Here is a 16,796-nt window from a genome sequence, read left to right on the forward strand (position 1 = left end):
CAACACAACCAGCTTATCTGTAATAAAACGGAAAGGATAAAAAAGCTATGAAATTTATATATGCTACATATAACCAACGCTGCAATAGCATTGATATAACCACTTTTGATAATATGCTTTTACGAATTGACTGTAATAAGGCAGAGGATGGATTGAAGACTACACCTAATTCACAGTGTGCATTGAATACTCTTGCCATTGACACCCCTATGGAGTATGCCCGGTTGGTCCTGGATAACGAGATGCAGGCTTGGGTGGATGCTGAAGATTGTTTAGATGTGTGGTAAATCAATCGTGAAAAATTTGGATGAATTAAGGATGAATATGTGGTAGAATAACCCATATGGTAGACTTGTTCAAAAGATTATCAAATCGAAATTTGTTACTCTTTTTGGAGGTGAATTGGTAATGATAAAATTAAAAATGTCTATTGAAGATATAAGTGAGTATCAGACAGGTATTTTACCAAAGAATGCTGTTAAAATAGAAACACCTCAGAGCATTGAAGAGATGATGAAAAAAGCGGCACCTATTGCAGCGGTATTATGTGTTTTAATGTTTGTAACGATGCTGTGTAAAACAGTTATGAACAAGACAGTTGTTATTTCGCATGTATTTATTTTGATTGGTTTTTGCCTGGGGTATATTTGTTTGGTGATACACGAGTGGTTACATGGGATTGTCTATCCGAGAAACGCACTGGTTACGATAGGTAAAATAACGGGTAAGATATCATTTGTTGCATTAGCATCATATCCGCTGAAGCGTAGAAGGTTTATTGTAATGTGCCTATTACCATTTGTGCTTGGAATAATACCATTATTGATTTTTATTGTTAGTCCGGCAGAATATAGAGAACTAAATGGACTAATGTTTGGCATGTCATGTATGGGTATGGTTTCGCCATTTCCCGATGTATATAATGTTTTTATTGTCTTAAAAAATGCAAATAAAAAAGATGCAATAATGTTTTATAAAAACGATATGTATAAGGTATCGTAAATTCCAGTTGTGCGCCCAGCTAAGGGTGTGTAGTCAAGCCGGTGGGATTCCGGTTTATCCAAGGTTTAGCCAACCAGATAATAGCGAGTCTTGGGATGATGCCGGTAACGGCATCTGACAAGCGTAGACAGCAAGAAAGCAGGGTTGAATAGTGATTGAGCTTCGAAACGTTAACTTCAGTCGGTCGACGTCTTAACTGGTGCGGAAGACAATATCATGTAATGCGATATGGCGAGTGTTATGTGGCACTGCGGAGTCAGAGAACCAATCATGTTTTACATTGTGAATACACATCAACTGGGGAGAACCTGCCATTTCTCGAAGAAGAGTATGAAATTGCAACTGAAAACGGAGTATTTCAAATGAATGGTAGGTGGTCGGACAATCCCATAGTACTGTAGAAATCGGGCAATGCCGATGGAGGGAAGGGGATTGCATAGTAAAGGTCTTACTGAGGACACATTATCCGTACTCAGGGACGGAGGAAATAATGGAAACGAAATTAGTAAGAATAGCTGAGATATCGGCAACATCAAAACATCCTATATTTACATCAGTGTACCACTTGATAAATGAAGATATGCTAAAGCAATGCCATAAGGAATTAGATGGGAACAAAGCAGTCGGAATTGACAAGGTAACTAAGGATGAGTATGGGAAGAACCTTGATAGAAATATCAAGGAACTGGTACAGAGGTTGAAAAACAAATCCTTTAAGCCACTTCCGTCACTGAGGGTATATATACCTAAAGGAAATGGAAAGAAACGACCATTAGGGATTGCTTCCTATGAAGATAAGATTGTACAAATGGCAGTGAAGAAAATACTGGGAGCTATTTATGAACCGAGATTCCTAAACTGCATGTATGGATTCAGACCGAATAGGGGGTGTCACGAAGCAATAAAAGAAGTATACCAACGGATAAGCTATGGAAAAATCAGCTATATCGTAGATGCCGATATCAAAGGTTTCTTTGACCATATCGACCATGATTGGATGATGAAGTTCCTTGAATGGAATATACAGGATAAGAACTTATTGTGGCTAATACGTAAATACCTTAAAGCAGGAATAATGGAGCAAGGAAAATTCGAGCCAACAGAGGAAGGTTCGGCACAAGGCTCAGCAATGAGTCCGATGCTTGCAAATATATACATGCATCATGTGCTGACGCTGTGGTTTAAGCTGGTGGTGCAAAGGGAAATGCAGGGAGAGTGTTTTCTCGTCAACTTTGCGGATGATTTTGTTGCAGGATTTCAATATAAGTCAGAAGCTGAAAGATACTATAAAGAGTTAAAGGAACGAATGGAAAAGTTTGGACTGGAGCTGGAAAGTAGTAAAAGCAGACTAATTGAATTTGGGAGATTTGCAGAGCAGAATCGTAGAGCAAGAGGAGAATGTAAGCCTGAAACATTTGATTTTCTGGGATTTACCTTCTACTGTAGCAAAACTCGAAAGGGAGGTTTCGTGCCAAAGGTACAGACTTCAAGAAAGAAGTTAGAGCAAAAGGTTAGAGCATACAAGAACTGGATTTACGATAATCGAAATCGACCAATGCGAGAAATAATTAAAGAGTTGAACGTAAAACTAATTGGACACTATCGGTATTATGGTGTTACATGGAATTTTCGGAAGATAACAACATTCCTGCATAGAGTACAACAGTTTCTATTCAAAGCCATGAATCGGAGAGGTTGTAGACGGGCATACACATGGAATGGATTTGTGGAAATGCTCAAGTATTACCCGTTAGCAAAACCTAAAACGTACTATTGTTTATATTGAAGCGAATGTTACTATGAGGAGCCGTATGCGGGAAAGCCGCACGTACGGATCTGTGAGGGGCTAAGATTGAGAGGTCTTAGTCTACTCGACTGTCGAACACATGAAAATTTGAAGTTTCGTAAGGATTTTTAAAACTGTCTCATTGTATGGTTTCGTTTATTAAGATATGATTGGCTTGGAGGTGATACATTATGGCAAATGAAGATAAAAAAGATTTTAATGCTATGCTTATGGATAGTAAGGATATGCCAAAAGTTCAAATCATAACAGATGAAAAGAGCATCGAAAAATATGGTGGAGATAAAATGTATTTTGCCCCACCTATTGACTACGACAAAGTAATGCAACTTGTGCCTTGTGGAAAATTACTTACAGTAGGTACAATAAGGGAATTCTTTGCTAAACAAAATGGTGCCGATTTTACAGAGCCAATTACAGCTGGAATTTTTGTTTCGATAGTTGCATGGGCTAGTTATCAGCGTGCAGAAGATAAAACCCCTTATTGGAGAACATTAAAAGCAAAGGGGGAATTAAATGCAAAGTATCCAGGAGGCGTTGAGGCACAAAAGGAGATGCTTGAAAAAGAGGGACATATCGTAATCCAAAAAGGTAGAACCAATATTAAGTATTATGTTAATGACTACGAAAAAGCATTATTTACATTGTAATAGATAATGTGAAATTTCCGAGTTTGTCAAAGCAACAGCTTTCGCCATTCTCTTTTCTACAAACTGGAATTGTCTAAAATAGTAAAGCCGTACCGCTTGCTATTTTTTCTTTTACTGCTGAAACAGTATCTTTGATTGAATGCGTAGTTGTATCTATAACATTTAATTCATAGATTCCTAAATTGGAAAATTGCTTCCACATTGTTTCAACTAATTCAATATTTGTTTCTCTGTCTAACTTTGAGCGTTCGATAGCTCGCTTCATAGTTTCTTCTTTACTTGCCCTTAAAACGATATAGTGTACTTCATAATGCTCTTGAACAATGTTGAGCCACGGCTCTAAAAACCACGGTCCTACAATGCCATCTACAATTACATCATATCCACCACGAGCATATCGCTTCGCAGCTTCTAAAAACGCTTCAATGACAATCAAATTTTGCTCATTTGATTCTGGCAAATGCGGTGGTATTGCCCCTTTACTCAAATAATGATAAAAGTCATCTGTGTGCATATGCACAGACTTTTCCAAATCTGATTCTTTTGCAACAGCAGATGCCGTTGTAGTTTTTCCTGTCCCCGGCGCACCTGTGATTACAATAATTCTACCTTGATTCATCTATATTTTACCTCCACAACTTCAGATTTGTTAAATTCATATCCACATTATAGCAAAAAAATAACGACACTGTATATCACTTTCGTAACATACAATGTCGTTACTTTTATTTCCTTCGATACACTAAACAAAACATATTCCTGTATACGATAATATCATATACAGAGTTCGACTTGTTTAGCTTTAGTGGACTAGACGGGAGTCGAACCCGTGTCCAAAAGCCCATTCCCTGTCCTTCTACTATCATAGTCTGTCTATTTGCCGCCGGTCTTGCTCCGGCACGTTCCCTCCTGAATCCGGGAGCAGACACCCTGATCCATTCGGTAGCTTCATGATACGCCTGCAGGGACAAAGCTTAACCTGCATCGTTTCTCACATAGTTGATGCCCGGGTCTTAAAGTGTGAGTGCTCTAAGTCGGACAGCTGCCATTAGGCAGCGTATGCTAATTCGTTGTTAGCGTTTGTATTTAATTTGTGATTTGACGCATCACCTGCGGATAGCTTCTCCAGCTGCAAGACCCCTGTCGAAACCTTGACTAGCCCTTGATCAGAATTATTATAAAGGTTTACAGACGGCATGTCAATGCCTTTGCTGCTTCGATTTAACGCATATTTATACCTTTTTCCCCATAAAATAATATTACGAATGAAATGCTGCGTGTGAACTTGTAACGTTCCAGCAAGAATTGTTTGTACGGATCAGGAGGTCAGATGGCAAAAAAGAAAAGCAATCCGGAGTGCCGTCGCAGTTTGACAGACCGATCGGAGCTGCAAAAGTTTGTGCTGCATTTGCTGCAGGGCGCGATGATCGGGATCGGGGCAGTGCTTCCGGGAATTTCAGGCGGTGTTTTAAGCGTAGTGTTTGGCATTTACGAACCGATTATGGCATTTTTGTCAAACCCCAGGGAGGCACTTTCACAATACGGCAGACTTTTGCTTCCGGTGCTCTTGGGGGCAGCGGGCGGATTTTTGCTCTCTGCGCGTGCGATCGGATTTTTCCTGACACGCTATGAAGTTTTGTCGGTGTGCCTGTTTGTCGGGCTGATCGTCGGAATGCTGCCGTCGATGTTTCGGGAGGCAGGAGAAAAAGGAAGGAGCAGGTGGGATCTGTATACGCTGGCGGGGGCGTTTTTTACGGTGCTGATCCTTTTGAGTCTCGTGCGTCGGATCAGCGTTTCGATTCCGCAGGGGCTTTTTGGAAATCTGTTCTGCGGCTTTTGTGTGGCGCTCAGCATTATTGTGCCCGGAATGAGTTTTTCTGCACTTTTGATGCCGCTTGGGCTCTATACGCCGTTTATGGAAGACGTCGGAGCAGTGTACCTGCCTGCGGTTGTTCCGGCGGTGCTGAGCGCAGGCGTGACGATGGTGCTTCTGGCAAAACAGATCACGCGGCTTTTGGAACGACATTACTCGGTTGTGTTTCATGGGATCATCGGGATTGTTTTGGCGGCGACGCTGGTGATTGTGCCGTTTTCTGCGTTTGGAAATCCGAAAACGTCGGCAGTGAGCCTGCTTTGCCTGACGGCAGGCGCCGGGACTGCACTACTGTTTTCCATGCTGGAGGAAATGTAACGAGCGACGCTGTGGGGCGGCAGCCAGTTTTTTTCCGTATAGGAAGCGCAGCGTGCGGCGTATGTTGACTGAGGATGGGCGGTGCGCAGCATTGTGGAAAACGGGATGTCGAAGGAAAGTTTATCCTTTTTTAATATTTAATTCCCGACTGGTATATTGCATTTTGGGCGGAATGCAGTAAGATAGACTGGTATCAGAAGAGAAAGCCGCAAACCTGGCGGCGGAATGAGAGGCAGCATGAAAAACAATTGGAAAAATAAAATGATGCAGTTTATGCAGGGACGCTACGGGGCAGATCAGATGGGACAGATGCTTTCGGCAGTCAGCATGGTGTTTCTGATCATTTCCCTGTTTTCCAGAAATCAGGCATGGTTCTTGCTGGCGGTGATCGGAATCGTCTACAATTATTTCCGGATGTTTTCCAAAAATATTTCAAAGCGCTACGCGGAAAACCAGAAATATCTGAAGATGACGGCGGGAATCCGGAGAAAGCTTGCTTCCTGGAAATCCCAGCTTGCACAGCGCAAAATTTACCATATTTACAGATGCCCTGGCTGCAAACAGAAAATCCGTGTGCCCAGGGGGCGCGGCAAAATTGAAATCCGCTGTCCTAAATGCAATACCAGATTTGTAAAGAAGAGTTAAGAAGCCTATGTTTGGATATATTATCGTAAATAAACAAGAATTGAAATTTCGGGAATTTGACGTATATCAGTCCTATTATTGCGGGCTTTGCCAGAGCCTGAAAGAACGCTTCGGCAGACGCGGACAGCTGACGTTAAGCTACGACATGACGTTTGTTGCGCTGCTTTTGTCTGCGCTGTATGACGAGCCGGTGGAAAGCTCCACCTGCAAATGCGTGGCGCATCCGTTTGAAGCGCATGCGACGAGTCGGAGCGTGTTTACCGATTACGCGGCGGATATGAATCTATTACTGTCTTATTATAAATGTCTGGACGACTGGACGGACGAACGCAAATGGAAAGGGCGTCTGCGGGCGGCAGCGCTGCGCGGCCGTGACAAAATGGTGGAAGCGCGCTATCCGGAGAAAGCGGAGCATATTTATACCTTGTTGGAGCACATCCATCTGTACGAAAAGGCGCAGGAGCCTGACGTGGATCTGGCGAGCGGCTGTTTTGGCGAAATTATGGGCGAAATCCTCGCCTGTCGGAAGGATGAATGGGAAGACGACCTGCGCAGGATGGGATTTTTCCTCGGAAAGTTTATTTATCTGATGGATGCCTACGAGGATATGGAAAAGGACGAAAAAGACGGCAATTACAACGTATTTTTACTGCGCAGGAAGAAGCTTTCCGATGACGAAGCATTCGAACAGGAAGCCTATCAGATTCTGCAGATGATGATGGCGGAGTGCTCCAGAATATTTGAAAAGCTTCCGATACTGGAGCATGCGGAAATTTTACGCAACATCCTGTATTCCGGCGTATGGTGCCGTTATGAGATGATACAGAAAAAGAGGAAACAAAAGGATGCGTGACCCTTATCAGGTACTTGGCGTGTCTCAGGATGCGTCGGAGGAAGAAATCAAAAAGGCATATCGGAAACTGAGCCGGATGTATCATCCGGATGCCAATATCAACAATCCGAACAAGGCGCAGGCGGAAGAAAAATTTAAAGAAATCCAGCAGGCGTACCAGCAGATCATGAAGCAGCGCGAGCAGGGCAGCAGCCCTTACGGCAATCAGGGCTATGGCTACGGGAACAACGGCTATGGAAATGGCGGGAATGCACAGAATGGCTACGGAGGTTATAGTGATTTTGGCGGGTTCGATGATTTTTTCGGCGGCTTTGGCTTTGGCGGCTTTAGTTCAGCGGGCGGCTATGGACAGAATGGCTATGGACGGTCAAACGCCGGTGCGGATGACGAAGAATCCGTTTATTTCAGGGCTGCGCTTAACTATATCAGCAGTGGACATTATAAAGAAGCGTTGAATGTGCTGAACAATATTCCGCAGCACAGCGCGCAGTGGTATTATTACAGCTCCATCGCAAATCAGGGACTTGGAAATAATGCGGCGGCGCTGGAACAGGCGAAAAAGGCGACGGAGATGGAACCGCAGAACGCAGAATACGCAGGCTGGCGGCAGCGGATGGAGTCCGGCGGCAGCTGGTATACCGGACGACAGACGCAGTATGGTGGAATGCCGGTATCCAGTGGCAGCGGATTTTGCTGGAAGCTGTGTCTGGCAAACCTGATCTGCAACCTCTGCTGTGGAGGCGGGGGATTATGCTGCGGCGGTATGCCGGCAGGATATCATTTATGACAATAGAATGCTGCAGAGCGTGCATTCTATTGTTGAGAAAGGAGATACTTTATGCAGACAATTGTGATTTACTCCAGTCAGACAGGAAATACCAGAAAGCTTGCAACACAGATTTTTGCGGCGATTCCTGGCGATTCCAAGGACTTAAAAAATATTGACGAATATCGGGAAAAGGACGCGGAGCTTTATTTTGTCGGTTTTTGGGTGGATCGAGGCGACTGTGACGAAAAGACAGTAGAACTGCTTTCAGGTCTGCATGGCAAAAAGATCGCCCTGTTCGGAACCTGCGGGATGGGAAACGATCCTGCCTATTACCAGAAGGTGATCGACCGGGTAAAGACATGGATTCCGGAAGATAATGAATATATGGATGCATTTCTCTGCCAGGGTAAGATGCCGATTCAGGTGCGCAGACGCTACGAGGAAATGGCAAAGAGCGGACAAAATACCGAACAGATTCAGGCTATGATCCGAAATTTCGACCGGGCGATGCTGCATCCGGATCGGGCGGATGAGGCAGCGGCAGCAGATTTTGCGGTACAGGTCTGGAAACGGATCGGATCATGACGTGCAATCCAATGTGCAGCGCCGTTTGGTACCACAAAATACAAGGATCATTTTTTTACATGTAAAATGCAAAAATCCCCATTGCTTTTGAAATTGTCTGTGGTATATACTACACAGAGTAATTTACAAAGGGAAGGGGATTTTTTATGGTAAAGGATATGACAGAAGGCAAGCCCGGAAGACTGATTCTGGAATTTGCTATCCCTCTTTTACTGGGAAATTTATTCCAGCAGTTTTACAGTCTGGTGGATACTGCGATCGTTGGAAAGTTTCTGGGCGTGGATCAGCTGGCGGCGGTAGGCTCCACCGGCTCGATCAACTTTTTGATTATCGGGTTCTGTATGGGAATCTGCAGCGGTTTTGCGATTCCGATTGCGCAGAGGTTTGGAGCAAAGGACGAGAGCGGAATGCGCCGCTGTGTAGCCAACAGTGCATGGGTATCTGTGATCTTTGCAGTGGTGCTCACGATCGTGACGGTGCTTCTGTGCAGAAATATCCTGCAGTGGATGCGGACACCGGAAAATATCATCGACGATGCATGGATGTATATCGTCATCATTTTTGCGGGAATTCCTGTGACAATTCTCTACAATCTGACTTCAGCGATTATCCGTGCGATGGGAGATTCCAAAACACCGGTTTATTTTCTGGTGATGTCGGCACTGTTAAATATTGTACTCGATCTGTTCTGTATTCTGGTACTGAAAATGGGTGTTGCGGGCGCAGCGCTGGCAACCGTGATTTCTCAGGCAATTTCCGGTATCTGCTGTCTGGTCTATATGATCCGCAAATACGAGATTTTGCGGATGCAGGGAACAGAAGGAAAGGCTGACCCGGAACTGCTGCTTCGTCTGGCAGGAATGGGTGTTCCGATGGGATTGCAGTATTCCGTTACGGCGATCGGCAGCGTTATTTTGCAGAGCGCGGTCAATACGCTCGGTTCCACTGCGGTTGCAGCGGTTACGGCATCCGGGAGAATCAGCGGATTTTTCGTCTGCCCGTCCGATGCGCTGGGTGCGACGATGGCGACCTGGGCAGGGCAGAATATGGGCGCGAAGAAGCCGAAGCGAATCCGTGAAGGACTTCGGATGGCAAATATTTACGGAATCGTGTATGCACTTATTGCATTCGGTATCCTGGCAGCTGCCGGTAAGTATATGGCGCTTTTGTTTGTGGACGGGACAGACCCGGAGCTGATGAATCGGATTCAGCAGATGCTTCTGATCAATAGCGGAAGCTATACGTTCCTGATTCTGGTCAACAATGTCCGCTTCCTGATTCAGGGAATCGGATTCAGCACGCTGGCAATTTTCTCCGGCGTGAGTGAAATGATCGCCCGTGGTATTGCAGGCTTCGTGCTCGTTCCGATGTTCGGATTTCTGGGCGCGTGCGTTGCAAATCCGCTGGCATGGCTGTTTGCAGATCTGTTCCTGATTCCGGCGTATCTGTATGTCATGCGGCGGGTGGAAGATTTCTTTGCCGGGAAACGGGAGCAGCTGTAAGCGGTTTGGTGATACCGGAACAAAGATCAGGAAACCTCCTGGAAGCAAGCCTACATCGGATTTCCGACTTTTTGCCCCTGGCATCACAAGTTCACATTTCTGACATATTTTTCTGCTACACTGCGGATAGATGAGTGATGACAGTTGCCGCGCTGCGGCAGATGAGGAGGCTATATGGACAGACAGAAGATTCTTGTGGTAGACGATGAGAACAGAATGCGCAAACTCGTAAAAGACTTTTTACAGAGAGAAAATTTTGAGGTACTGGAAGCAGGAGACGGAAGCGAGGCACTGGATGTCTTTTTTGCCCATCAGGATATCGCGCTGATAATTCTGGATGTGATGATGCCGAAGATGGACGGCTGGCAGGTATGCCGGGAGATCAGGTCCTATTCCAAAGTGCCGATTATCATGCTGACGGCGAGAAGCGATGAAAAGGATGAGCTGCAGGGCTTTGATCTGGGCGTGGATGAATATATTTCCAAGCCGTTCAGCCCGAAGATTCTGGTAGCGAGAGTAGAGGCGATTCTGCGCCGCACCGGTAAAAGCGCACAGGAAAATGAGGTACTGGACGTTGGAGGAATCCATCTGGACAAGGCGGCGCATATGGTGGAGATCGACGGCAGAAGCGTCGATTTAAGCTATAAGGAATTTGAACTGCTGACTTATTTTATGGAAAACAGAGGAATCGCTCTTTCAAGAGAAAAGATACTGAATAACGTATGGAATTATGATTATTTCGGCGATGCCCGTACGATTGACACGCATGTAAAAAAGCTGCGCAGCAAGCTGGGCGATAAAGGCGAACTGATCAAGACCATCTGGGGAATGGGGTATAAGCTCGATGCATAAAAAAGAGAGAAAGACCGCAAAGCGGACGTCCATTCGCAAACAGTTTGCAGGGATTTTTATCGGTTTGATGGCGGGGACGATTCTGCTTTGCTGGTTTTTAAACAGCGGTTTTTTGCAGAAATATTATATCTCGAATAAAAAAGCAGTTCTGATGCGGATGTATGAGGAACTGGGAGAGGCGGTTGCAAACGGCGAGATTGATACGGACGAATATCAGCTTTCTCTCCAGCAGCAGTGCTCGAAGTATAATTTGTCTCTGCTCGTGCTTAATGCGAATTCCGAGGTGGTTGCGGACTCCGGCGGCGGTTCTGAATTTTTGAAGCAGCAGCTTTTACAGCATCTGTTTGCACTAAGCGGCGAGAAGTACGAGATTATGGAAAACGGCAATAATTATATTGTCGCACGCGTTTCAGACAGTCGGGCGCAAATGGAATATATAGAAAGCTGGGGCATTCTGACGGGCGGATACTTTTTTATTGTAAGAAGTGCGCTGGAAGGAATCCGGGACAGCGCGAAAATTGCGAATACGTTCCTTGCAAGCGTCGGTATTTTCTCAGCAATTATCAGCGGTATTGTGATCTGGATTGTTTCCCGCAGGGTGACGACGCCGATTCTGCAGCTGGCGGACATTTCGGAACGAATGTGCCATCTGGATTTTGAAGCCCGTTACAGCGGAAACAGCAAAAACGAAATCGGCATTCTTGGCGAGAATATCAATCAGCTTTCCGATACGCTGGAGCATACGATTTCAGAGTTGAAAACGGCGAACAATGAATTAAAAAAGGACATCCAGAAAAAAGAAGAGATCGACCAGATGCGTCGGGAGTTTCTGTCGAACGTTTCCCATGAGTTAAAAACGCCGATCGCACTGATCCAGGGCTATGCAGAGGGACTTTTGGAGGACGTCAATTCCGATCCGGAGAGCCGGAAATTTTACTGCGACGTCATTGTGGACGAAGCGGCGAAGATGAACAACATGGTCAAAAAGCTTCTGACGCTCAACCAGCTCGAAGCCGGCAACGACGTTGTTTCGATGGAGCGCTTTGATATTACGGCACTCGTGCACAACTATCTGCAGTCCGCAGATCTTCTTGCGAAGCAGAACGGCATTTCCGTCCATATGGATCAGACGAAGGAGATCTATGTCTGGGGCGATGAATTCAAGATCGAAGAAGTTCTGATGAACTATTTTTCCAATGCGGTCAACCATTGTGAAAAAGAAAAGGTTGTCGAGGTAAAGATCGAGGAAATGGACGGGCACGCCAGAGTTTCGGTGTTCAATACCGGTATGCCGATCCCGGAGGATTCTCTGCCGCATCTGTGGGAGAAGTTTTACAAGGTGGACAAGGCGAGAACGAGGGAATACGGCGGAAGCGGTATCGGACTGTCGATCGTCAAGGCAATTATGGAGTCGATGAACCAGAAATACGGCGTAATCAATTACGAAAACGGCGTTAGGTTCTGGTTTGAACTGGAGCTTGCCGGGGAAGAATCGGAGATTACCCCTGCAATTTCTGAAAAAAACAGTTGAAATATGAGGTTTTTTAGGATACACTTGTATAGTATTGAAACCGTGATTATTTAGGAGGAAGATTTTATATGATTTCTGCAGGTGATTTCAGAAACGGCGTTACCATTGAGTTTGAGGGCAATATTTACCAGATTATTGAGTTCCAGCACGTTAAACCTGGTAAAGGCGCTGCTTTCGTTAGAACCAAGTTAAAGAATATTAAGAGCGGCGGTGTTGTTGAGAAGACTTTCCGTCCTACTGAGAAATGTCCTACTGCCCGTATCGAGAGAAGAGATATGCAGTACCTGTACAACGACGGTGATCTGTATACTTTCATGGATATGGAAACCTATGACCAGATCTCTCTGAACCAGGATGCAATCGGCGATGCTCTGAAGTTCGTAAAAGAGAATGAAGTCTGCAAGATCTGTTCTCATAACGGCAGCGTATTCGCAGTGGAGCCCCCTCTGTTCGTAGAGCTGGCAATTACTGAGACCGAGCCTGGCTTCAAGGGCGATACCGCTACTGGCGCAAATAAGCCTGCTACCGTTGAGACCGGCGCACAGGTTTATGTACCGCTGTTCGTAAACGAAGGCGATGTCATCAAGATCGACACCAGAACCGGTGAATATCTGTCCAGAGTATAAATTTTGAAAAAACAAAGAACCCGGTCGGTCGGCAAAATGCTGACGAATACCGGGTTCTTTCATATTTTCTGATTTGGGCAGATGTGGCTCAAATTACACATTTAGCGACAAACTAGCGACAAATTAGCGACAAATTCTATAGTTTGTTCACATAGCTCAAAAGTTCATCCATAGAAATATGAGTGTAAGTATTGTAGAGGATGCTTTTGGGTTTGTGCCCCATTATTTTTTGCATGTACAATTCGGGAATTCCGGCTTCCGTTCCCATTGATGCAAACGTGTGCCGGGTATCGTGGAACTTGTGTTCGTGTTCCAAAGCTTTATTGATTCTGGGCAGATCTCGTGCGCAGAAGTTATTGTAAGTAATCACTGTCCCGGCATCGTTAAGGATGATATTTGTTTTGGATCCCCGATGGGGATTGTCAACGAACGATCTGACAAGTGGAAGGACCCTGTCGTGCATCGGAACCTTCCGCTCACTTTCCTTGTTTTTTGCAAGATTCTTGGGGACATAGATATATTTTTCTTCAAAATTCACATTCACAATTTCATTTTTCAATAATTCATTGACTCTCATACCGGAGTAAAGCAGGATCAGCAGGATTTTGTATTGCCACTTATCTGAATTTTGCCACAGGACGGCGATTTCAGCCTTGCTGAATGGAATGCGGTCTATGACAGGGTCGCTTTCTTCAATGTTGATGTTTGCGGTGCAGTCTTTTGTGACCAGGTTCATATCCATAGCGTATCGGATCACGGTACGGATCACGGACAGGACGCTTTTCTTTGTCGAGCTGCCGGCTTCAATCCTATCCAGAACGTCTTCGCAGATCGCTTTATTCAGGTTTCGGATTTCCATGTCATAAATGCATTCACAATGCTTGTATGCCGATAGCTTTGATGTGACGCTTTTATCTTTTAGAAGCTCATATTCTTTTGATTTTTGATAAATCTCAAACATTTCCCGAAATGTGATATGGGTGTTGCTTGTATCGTAAGGATTTTTATGATATTCGGAAAGGGCGCTGTATGCTTCGTCGTAGGTTTCAAAGTATCCGATTGCCGCCGGAAGGACAGGTGAGCCGGTAAGGTGATAGCCGGTGCATTTAGAGTAGGCGGCAAAAGGTCTCCTGCGCTTGCCAGAGAGCCTTTTAATGGTGCCAAAATTGTTAGGTAGCCTGTGGTACTTCCGGGGCTTTTGAAATGGTCTACGAGGCGCAGCCGTCTGCGGTGGGGCGCTTTGGCTGATGGGGTATCCGCATTTGGGGCAGGCGAAAGCTTTGTCAGAAACAGAATTTGAACATTCGGGGCAGTTAATCAGTGCCATAACATTTCCTCCTTGTTTTAAAAATGGGTATAAAAAATACACCTATGCAGGTGCAGGAGGTTTGTGGTATAATTCTTTTGCTGTGAAGATTATACGGGTTCCTGACCTGCATAGTTTTCTGGGATTGTCCCGGTGTTGGTAGCACCGGGACTTTTCTTGTGTTTTAGCCGTTCAATAGATCATCAATGCAGATCGCAAGATCGGGATAAATCGAAACGGCGACAGTCTGCGAAAACGTAAACATAACCGGCACATTATCCCCGGAAAAATCGCAGACCGTAGTGCGTTCTCGGATTGGATCGACGATCCAGTATACCCGAACACCGGCATCGAGATAGAGATTCATTTTTTTGTAATAGTCCATTCGGGAGCTGGACGGCGATACAATTTCCACGATCCAGTCTGGAGCTCCAGTGCAACCCCGGTCTGTGAGCTTGCTGTGATCGCAGATAACGGATATATCCGGTTCCACCCAGTCTTTATCGTCTGCGTCGAGATTTACGGCAAATGGGGCAGGGTAGACCTTGCAGGAACCGCCGTGCTCTGCAATATAAGAGCGGATTTTCCAGTGCAGGGCGGATAAAATTTCCTGGTGCATCCGACTGGGGGGAGCCATGTTGTAGAGCTGCCCATCGATCAGCTCCGCGCGCTGTCCGTCTGGTAAGTTCCAGTAGTCTTCGGATGTGTAGGTGTGTTGTTTTGGTAAAGGCATAGGCGATTCTCCTTTCAATGAGAGTTTCCGTTATTGAGCTTTTTAGATAAAGAAAGCAGTTTATCTCTATCCCATAGCTTAACGCCGAGCGCAGTTGCTTCTTCTATTGCTTGCTTGGTAAAATAGCGGTTAGTCATAACAACTGCTATATCCCTGTGGTAAATACTTTTTCCGGTGTGTGCTTGTTGTATGGCGGCATTTCCGATGCTTGAAGCATAACATTTACATTGTATAGCGTAAGTTATATCATCCTTTTCAGCTAACAGATCAATTCCGTGATCTCCAGTTTCTGATGTAAGTTGGACATTTTCAAAGCCGTTGATTATTAGTAAATTAAGGCAGAATTTTTCGAAAGTTATGCCATCCATTTTATCCATTTCGTGGATGATAGCATGTGATGGTATATCCCTCGGTGTTGGGTCTATGCCAATAATTTTCTTTACTTCTGGAAAATCGCAAATATACAATAAATCCAAAAACGATTTAATGGATAGATTGTGAAAATCAAGTTTAGTAAAAAAGAGACAATAAATACCTAAACGATGATTATTAAGCAATAGATTAGTGATATATTTTTCAAAGTGTGGAGCTTTTTGTACCGCAAATAGTTCATCTATAATGAAGATTATTTTGGGCAATTTATTATCTGGTTGTTTCAAATTATACGCATCAATATTTGTTGCATTACAAGAAACAAATTTTTCTATTCTATCATTCCTTTCGGATATTAGCCAATCTATAAGAAACGGCAGTTTAGTAATGTCATTTACAACGGGTATGAGTAATTGCGGAAAAGCGTTATACTTCCTGTAGGGCAAAAGATTGTTATCATATATGATTGTTCTCATTACATCTGGAGAGTTATGAGAAAATAGGAAGTCTATTATTTCAGCTTGCTGATTTTCACTAATTTTATATACGAGAATATTTTTGAAATCTTTTAAATATTCTCCATCATATAAACAATATGTCGTAGTGAATTGCGTTTCTGCTTTTAGAAAGTTATTTTGGAATGTATCCTTTGGAAGAAAATTAGTTTCCAAAAATATTTCTGGGTCATTTGAATTTGATATATCTTTTAAAAGCTGTTCAAAATCGTTAGAATTCATAAGAACTCTGCGAGGAGATGTGCCAATTTCTTCTCCGACTACATGAGTTTTAGCCAGTTGATCCATGATTTGTGCAGCACGATTAAAACCAATTTTAAAAATACGTTGCAATATTCCAATAGAAGCCATATTTTTCTTTATTACAACTCTTCCTGCTTCTCCGAAGTAAGGATCAAAAACTTTTTTAGACATCTTATTCTCCCGTACATGTATATTATTTCATTCTTAATTCAATCAAATTGTTTTGATATCCCGTAGCTCTTGCAACCTGGTCTATGGTGCAGTCCTGGTATTCCAGCAAAACTTCATCCGATATCAATAATTCCATCGCAAACTTATTGGCTTCGATCTCATTTTTTGAGTTGAGCAGCAGTGTTTTATTTCGTATAAAATAACAGTTTTCCTTTCTGTGCAGGATTGCGTGCCCGAGCTCATGAGCCATTACTAGTTGTTTATCGTGGTACGATAGGTTCTGGTTCAAAAAAATGTATCTGTGATTCTTTAAAAACATATAACAGCCCTCATACTTCAGATCACCGAACTGATATAAAATGTTCAAACGGTCGGCAATTTCAAAAGGGTCTGATGTGCTATATTTCCGTTTATAGTAGTTGACAATCTTTTTGATGTCCTGCAAT

The 16,796-nt window shown here is 44.1% G+C and carries 18 protein-coding genes, 1 other RNA gene and 1 pseudogene; 13 read left to right on the top strand and 7 right to left on the bottom strand.

Annotated features, from left to right (window positions below):
* The first annotated feature begins 47 nt into the window (after positions 1-47).
* The 4 genes from ACLTOQ_RS04930 (at position 48) to ACLTOQ_RS04945 (ending at position 3,456) form a co-directional block, all read left to right on the top strand.
* Positions 48-287 (top strand): DUF6061 family protein, encoded by a 240-nt coding sequence (locus tag ACLTOQ_RS04930; protein WP_117959611.1) that lies wholly within the window; start codon positions 48-50, stop codon positions 285-287.
* 121 nt (positions 288-408) lie between these two features.
* Positions 409-1,002, top strand: a complete 594-nt coding sequence (locus tag ACLTOQ_RS04935; protein WP_015522488.1) for a DUF3267 domain-containing protein — start codon at positions 409-411, stop codon at positions 1,000-1,002.
* A 490-nt stretch (positions 1,003-1,492) separates the two neighbouring features.
* Complete coding sequence (gene ltrA, locus ACLTOQ_RS04940) at positions 1,493-2,788, top strand: group II intron reverse transcriptase/maturase (protein ID WP_009323505.1); 1,296 nt, start codon at positions 1,493-1,495, stop codon at positions 2,786-2,788.
* 191 nt (positions 2,789-2,979) lie between these two features.
* Positions 2,980-3,456, top strand: coding sequence for an MGMT family protein (locus ACLTOQ_RS04945; RefSeq protein ID WP_117959612.1), 477 nt, complete (start codon positions 2,980-2,982; stop codon positions 3,454-3,456).
* Between the two features lie 73 nt (positions 3,457-3,529).
* On the opposite strand, the gene ACLTOQ_RS04950 is transcribed toward ACLTOQ_RS04945, so the two are convergent.
* Positions 3,530-4,075 (bottom strand): AAA family ATPase, encoded by a 546-nt coding sequence (locus tag ACLTOQ_RS04950; protein ID WP_412279616.1) that lies wholly within the window; start codon positions 4,073-4,075, stop codon positions 3,530-3,532.
* A 184-nt stretch (positions 4,076-4,259) separates the two neighbouring features.
* Positions 4,260-4,618: a transfer-messenger RNA gene (gene ssrA, locus ACLTOQ_RS04955) on the bottom strand.
* Positions 4,619-4,786: 168 nt separating this feature from the next.
* On the opposite strand from ssrA, the gene ACLTOQ_RS04960 reads away from it, so the two are divergent.
* The 9 genes from ACLTOQ_RS04960 to efp all read left to right on the top strand — a co-directional run bounded on the left by ACLTOQ_RS04960 (position 4,787) and on the right by efp (position 13,010).
* Complete coding sequence (locus ACLTOQ_RS04960) at positions 4,787-5,647, top strand: DUF368 domain-containing protein (RefSeq protein ID WP_262586560.1); 861 nt, start codon at positions 4,787-4,789, stop codon at positions 5,645-5,647.
* 237 nt (positions 5,648-5,884) lie between these two features.
* Positions 5,885-6,292, top strand: a complete 408-nt coding sequence (locus tag ACLTOQ_RS04965) for a hypothetical protein (protein WP_117959615.1) — start codon at positions 5,885-5,887, stop codon at positions 6,290-6,292.
* 7 nt (positions 6,293-6,299) lie between these two features.
* Positions 6,300-7,145 carry a DUF5685 family protein gene (locus tag ACLTOQ_RS04970; RefSeq protein WP_117959616.1) on the top strand — a complete coding sequence of 282 codons (846 nt, stop codon included), beginning with the start codon at positions 6,300-6,302 and terminating at the stop codon, positions 7,143-7,145.
* Positions 7,138-7,932, top strand: a complete 795-nt coding sequence (locus ACLTOQ_RS04975) for a J domain-containing protein (protein ID WP_262586558.1) — start codon at positions 7,138-7,140, stop codon at positions 7,930-7,932. The genes ACLTOQ_RS04970 and ACLTOQ_RS04975 overlap by 8 nt, the downstream gene beginning before the upstream one ends.
* A gap of 51 nt (positions 7,933-7,983) precedes the next feature.
* Positions 7,984-8,499, top strand: a complete 516-nt coding sequence (gene bilS, locus ACLTOQ_RS04980; protein ID WP_021915307.1) for a flavodoxin family protein BilS — start codon at positions 7,984-7,986, stop codon at positions 8,497-8,499.
* Between the two features lie 146 nt (positions 8,500-8,645).
* Positions 8,646-10,001, top strand: coding sequence for an MATE family efflux transporter (locus tag ACLTOQ_RS04985; RefSeq protein ID WP_412318938.1), 1,356 nt, complete (start codon positions 8,646-8,648; stop codon positions 9,999-10,001).
* A gap of 174 nt (positions 10,002-10,175) precedes the next feature.
* Positions 10,176-10,853 (top strand): response regulator transcription factor, encoded by a 678-nt coding sequence (locus ACLTOQ_RS04990; protein WP_308727743.1) that lies wholly within the window; start codon positions 10,176-10,178, stop codon positions 10,851-10,853.
* Complete coding sequence (locus tag ACLTOQ_RS04995; protein WP_412318939.1) at positions 10,846-12,384, top strand: ATP-binding protein; 1,539 nt, start codon at positions 10,846-10,848, stop codon at positions 12,382-12,384. Before ACLTOQ_RS04990 ends, ACLTOQ_RS04995 begins: the two co-directional genes overlap by 8 nt.
* A 68-nt stretch (positions 12,385-12,452) precedes the next feature.
* Positions 12,453-13,010: an elongation factor P gene (gene efp, locus ACLTOQ_RS05000; RefSeq protein ID WP_117959621.1), complete on the top strand. Its 558-nt coding sequence runs from the start codon at positions 12,453-12,455 to the stop codon at positions 13,008-13,010.
* Between the two features lie 136 nt (positions 13,011-13,146).
* Here the strand turns inward: efp and ACLTOQ_RS05005 are convergent, their stop codons facing one another.
* The 5 genes and pseudogenes from ACLTOQ_RS05005 to ACLTOQ_RS05025 all read right to left on the bottom strand — a co-directional run bounded on the left by ACLTOQ_RS05005 (position 13,147) and on the right by ACLTOQ_RS05025 (position 16,795).
* A complete protein-coding gene (locus ACLTOQ_RS05005) occupies positions 13,147-14,337 on the bottom strand; it encodes a tyrosine-type recombinase/integrase (protein ID WP_412279594.1) in 1,191 nt (396 codons plus the stop codon).
* Between the two features lie 163 nt (positions 14,338-14,500).
* Positions 14,501-15,049 carry a Uma2 family endonuclease gene (locus ACLTOQ_RS05010; RefSeq protein WP_412279593.1) on the bottom strand — a complete coding sequence of 183 codons (549 nt, stop codon included), beginning with the start codon at positions 15,047-15,049 and terminating at the stop codon, positions 14,501-14,503.
* 14 nt (positions 15,050-15,063) lie between these two features.
* On the bottom strand, positions 15,064-15,897 hold the full coding sequence (locus ACLTOQ_RS05015; protein WP_412319051.1) for a restriction endonuclease: 834 nt from the start codon (positions 15,895-15,897) through the stop codon (positions 15,064-15,066).
* A 228-nt stretch (positions 15,898-16,125) separates the two neighbouring features.
* Positions 16,126-16,332, bottom strand: a pseudogene (locus ACLTOQ_RS05020) (DNA translocase FtsK); the annotation flags it as partial.
* Between the two features lie 40 nt (positions 16,333-16,372).
* Positions 16,373-16,795: an ImmA/IrrE family metallo-endopeptidase gene (locus ACLTOQ_RS05025; protein WP_412318940.1), complete on the bottom strand. Its 423-nt coding sequence runs from the start codon at positions 16,793-16,795 to the stop codon at positions 16,373-16,375.
* Position 16,796: the final 1 nt, after the last annotated feature.

The organism is Gallintestinimicrobium sp. (assembly GCF_046968865.1).
Classification (GTDB): domain Bacteria; phylum Bacillota; class Clostridia; order Lachnospirales; family Lachnospiraceae; genus Gallintestinimicrobium; species Gallintestinimicrobium propionicum.

Coding starts and splice junctions, on each gene's coding strand:
- ACLTOQ_RS04930 (WP_117959611.1), top strand. CDS start 48: ATGAAATTTATATATGCTACATATAACCAACGCTGCAATAGCATTGAT.
- ACLTOQ_RS04935 (WP_015522488.1), top strand. CDS start 409: ATGATAAAATTAAAAATGTCTATTGAAGATATAAGTGAGTATCAGACA.
- ltrA (WP_009323505.1), top strand. CDS start 1,493: ATGGAAACGAAATTAGTAAGAATAGCTGAGATATCGGCAACATCAAAA.
- ACLTOQ_RS04945 (WP_117959612.1), top strand. CDS start 2,980: ATGGCAAATGAAGATAAAAAAGATTTTAATGCTATGCTTATGGATAGT.
- ACLTOQ_RS04950 (WP_412279616.1), bottom strand. CDS start 4,075: ATGAATCAAGGTAGAATTATTGTAATCACAGGTGCGCCGGGGACAGGA.
- ACLTOQ_RS04960 (WP_262586560.1), top strand. CDS start 4,787: ATGGCAAAAAAGAAAAGCAATCCGGAGTGCCGTCGCAGTTTGACAGAC.
- ACLTOQ_RS04965 (WP_117959615.1), top strand. CDS start 5,885: ATGAAAAACAATTGGAAAAATAAAATGATGCAGTTTATGCAGGGACGC.
- ACLTOQ_RS04970 (WP_117959616.1), top strand. CDS start 6,300: ATGTTTGGATATATTATCGTAAATAAACAAGAATTGAAATTTCGGGAA.
- ACLTOQ_RS04975 (WP_262586558.1), top strand. CDS start 7,138: ATGCGTGACCCTTATCAGGTACTTGGCGTGTCTCAGGATGCGTCGGAG.
- bilS (WP_021915307.1), top strand. CDS start 7,984: ATGCAGACAATTGTGATTTACTCCAGTCAGACAGGAAATACCAGAAAG.
- ACLTOQ_RS04985 (WP_412318938.1), top strand. CDS start 8,646: ATGGTAAAGGATATGACAGAAGGCAAGCCCGGAAGACTGATTCTGGAA.
- ACLTOQ_RS04990 (WP_308727743.1), top strand. CDS start 10,176: ATGGACAGACAGAAGATTCTTGTGGTAGACGATGAGAACAGAATGCGC.
- ACLTOQ_RS04995 (WP_412318939.1), top strand. CDS start 10,846: ATGCATAAAAAAGAGAGAAAGACCGCAAAGCGGACGTCCATTCGCAAA.
- efp (WP_117959621.1), top strand. CDS start 12,453: ATGATTTCTGCAGGTGATTTCAGAAACGGCGTTACCATTGAGTTTGAG.
- ACLTOQ_RS05005 (WP_412279594.1), bottom strand. CDS start 14,337: ATGGCACTGATTAACTGCCCCGAATGTTCAAATTCTGTTTCTGACAAA.
- ACLTOQ_RS05010 (WP_412279593.1), bottom strand. CDS start 15,049: ATGCCTTTACCAAAACAACACACCTACACATCCGAAGACTACTGGAAC.
- ACLTOQ_RS05015 (WP_412319051.1), bottom strand. CDS start 15,897: ATGAGAACAATCATATATGATAACAATCTTTTGCCCTACAGGAAGTAT.